Raw genomic sequence first — 2,833 nt, forward strand, 5'->3', positions numbered from 1 at the left:
GGCTGTGGCGACTTCAAGCCGTCGGGCAATTGCGGAAGAATATTTAATTAACGCCAATGTCTATAAATTTTTTGACCTACTGGTCTGTGGTGATGAAGTTGAACGGGGCAAGCCACATCCTGAAATTTTTATACAGGCTGCCCAAAAGCTAAATTTACAGCCTGAACAATGCCTAATGTTTGAAGACTCCGAAAATGGAATTTGCTCAGCCTGTGATGCAGGTGGTATTACGCTGTTATTTAAAGATATTAAAGAACCCAATGATCAGATGCTTTCAAAGGCAAAGTTTTATTATCAGGATATGTACGAGTGTCTGAATGCTTTGGATCAGTATATTCCTGAAATGAGCATGCCACAGTTACAGGAACCATTTCCACAAAGCCTGAACCAGTTGACTGTGGGGATTCACGGTTTTGGCGCGATTGGCGGTGGCTATATTGCCCAGATTTTATCTCACTGGGATGGTTTTACCCGACCGAAGCGAATTTTGGCATCGACCCGCAACCGTTTATATCTTGAGTCAGTCAATAGTTTTGCCAGCTACAGCATTCGCTATGGTCAGTGTTCTTATGATGAGCGGATTGAGAATCTGACAGTAATCAATACTGACAATGAACAGCAGATGTTGGATATGTATATGGAATCCAGCTTGATTACACTCTGTTTACCTGAACAGGCAATTGCATCTGAAGCAAAAATCATTGCCAAAGGTTTACTGGCACGTTTTATGTCACAGGACACACAGAACGATGAACCGATTACATTCCTGATCGTGTTGAACAAGGTTGGCGCCAAGTTCCTGATTCTGAAATGTCTCCGTGAAGCACTGCTTGAAATCATCGATGAGGATATTGCCGAGCATATTTTAAGTGAACACTATTTCTGTGACACTGTGGTTAATCGAATCGTGTCCAAGCTCAGTGATCAGGCACTGTATCGCCAGTTGAATATCAAGCACCGTTTATTTAAGCAATATCAGAATGATTTAAATCAGGACACCATAGAATTATCAGATGAAACGGCGTTGTCTGAAAAACAGGAACAGCAACTCAAGGTGTGTCTGGAAGATATGCGCGGACAATTTCAGGCGGGGCAGTTTTTACAAAATATGGACTTAATTTTGTTCAATAGCGAAGTGGATATGCCGATTTATGTGGAAAATCGCAGTCCGTTGCTGAGCAAAATGCGCCAAATGATTTTGGTTGATCATATTTCTGATATTCAGATCATCAAGAACCGTTTGTGGAATGGTTGTCATGCCATGCTGGCTTGGCAGGCGAGTCTAGCTGGACATGAAACCATCGGTATTGCCTTGGCCGATTCAGGGCTTAAAAACTTTATGACTCAATTGGTTGATGAGGTTAAGCTGGGTTTGGGAAGTATTGTGCCAAACCAGTCGAAAGAGCTGGATCGTATGGCGGAAAGTTTTTTAAATTCTTGTCGATCTGCCTATAAAGACCCTTGTGAACGTGTCGCAAGAAATCCCTTATGCAAGCTGAATGTGAATGAGCGCGTTTTGGGCAGTCTTGAGAATCATATTCAGCAACAGCTTCCTTATCAGAACCTATTAACAGGCGCAATTGGGGGTTATGTCTATGCCTTAACCATACTGGCATTGGATGAAATTGAAATTGTGCAGCATCTACAGGAAAATGTTGAAAAACTGGACATTTTAGATTCCCAAAAACAGGCCTTGCTTAACTTGTTATATGAGGGAATTCAGCAACAACTTCAAAAAAATCCACTTTATTTCAATGTTCAAAAAGCCTGGATGACTTTGGCTGAATATGTCTAAATTCAATATTCAGCCTTAAGTTTTTTGGCAAATTATGTTTGAATAGCACAACTTTAAAGTCATTCTAAATGTTGTGTTATTACAAGCATCCAGTCAACTGATGGCCACTGAAATCCGAGACTATCCTGAATGGCATCGTGGGCGTTCGGATTATGGGGTGTGGTATATTGAGATTTACCAACCTGAATTCATCAGCTATTTAGATGGTATCAGGGCACAATTTTCAGATTTACTGATCAAGTCTAACCAGCGCCAATATCATATCACACTGTTTGTTTGTGGTTTTCTAACTTCTCATCATCCCAATTTTGATGATGATTTTGAAATTAAGACCTTAAATCACCAAATTGAATTACTTCAACAACTACGGCTAGAACCTTTTGAGCTGGAAATGACCCAGATTGATAGCTTTAGTAGTGCATTATTCCTGCATATCCATGATCAGAACAACATCCTAGGCAAAATCCGTAAACAACTTGCACAAAGTTCAACAGAGATTGCAGCAGTTGATTATTGTCCACATATCACATTGGGGCTTTATGGTGATACTTGGGCCAGTGATTTGGTTCTGCAACGTATTCAAAAACTGCCACGAAAGAACATGAAAATTCAGGTGAACCAACTCACTTTCGGCTATTATAAAGCCCAGATTTTACAAGGATTACTTTATCCTTATCATCAAATTCAATTAGGTTAAATATGTTACAACTGATTTTAGGTGGCGCACGTTCAGGTAAAAGCCGTCTAGCTGAACAAACAGCCAAAGAAAGCGAATTATCAGTTGTCTATATTGCAACGGCGCAGGCATTAGATGAAGAAATGCAGCAACGCATTCAACATCATCAGCAACAACGTCCAAGTCATTGGCAACTCTGTGAAGAACCCATTTTTCTGGCAGATCAATTGCTGCAACTTGATCAGGAAAATCAACTCATTTTGGTGGATTGCCTGACCTTATGGCTGACCAATTTATTATTGGCTGAAGATACAGCATTACAGCAGCAACAAACCGAAAAATTACTGAAAGTATTGCCCCAA

Annotated in this window: 3 protein-coding genes; all 3 read left to right on the forward strand. The window is 40.4% G+C overall.

The annotated features are described in order from the left end of the window. Positions 1 to 1,795, forward strand: a 1,795-nt coding sequence (mtlD, locus tag B4H32_RS00435) for a bifunctional mannitol-1-phosphate dehydrogenase/phosphatase (RefSeq protein WP_286799040.1), incomplete at its 5' end; no start/stop codon positions are given. Between the two features lie 73 nt (positions 1,796 to 1,868). Continuing rightward, entirely contained in the window at positions 1,869 to 2,492 is a 624-nt protein-coding gene (locus tag B4H32_RS00440; RefSeq protein ID WP_010589527.1) for a 2'-5' RNA ligase family protein, read from the forward strand. Positions 2,493 to 2,494: 2 nt separating this feature from the next. Next, a partial coding sequence (locus B4H32_RS00445; protein ID WP_286799049.1) for a bifunctional adenosylcobinamide kinase/adenosylcobinamide-phosphate guanylyltransferase occupies positions 2,495 to 2,833 on the forward strand: 339 nt, incomplete at its 3' end.

It is taken from the genome of Acinetobacter sp. UBA2063, from assembly GCF_002333245.1.
Taxonomy (GTDB): Bacteria; Pseudomonadota; Gammaproteobacteria; order Pseudomonadales; family Moraxellaceae; genus Acinetobacter; species Acinetobacter parvus.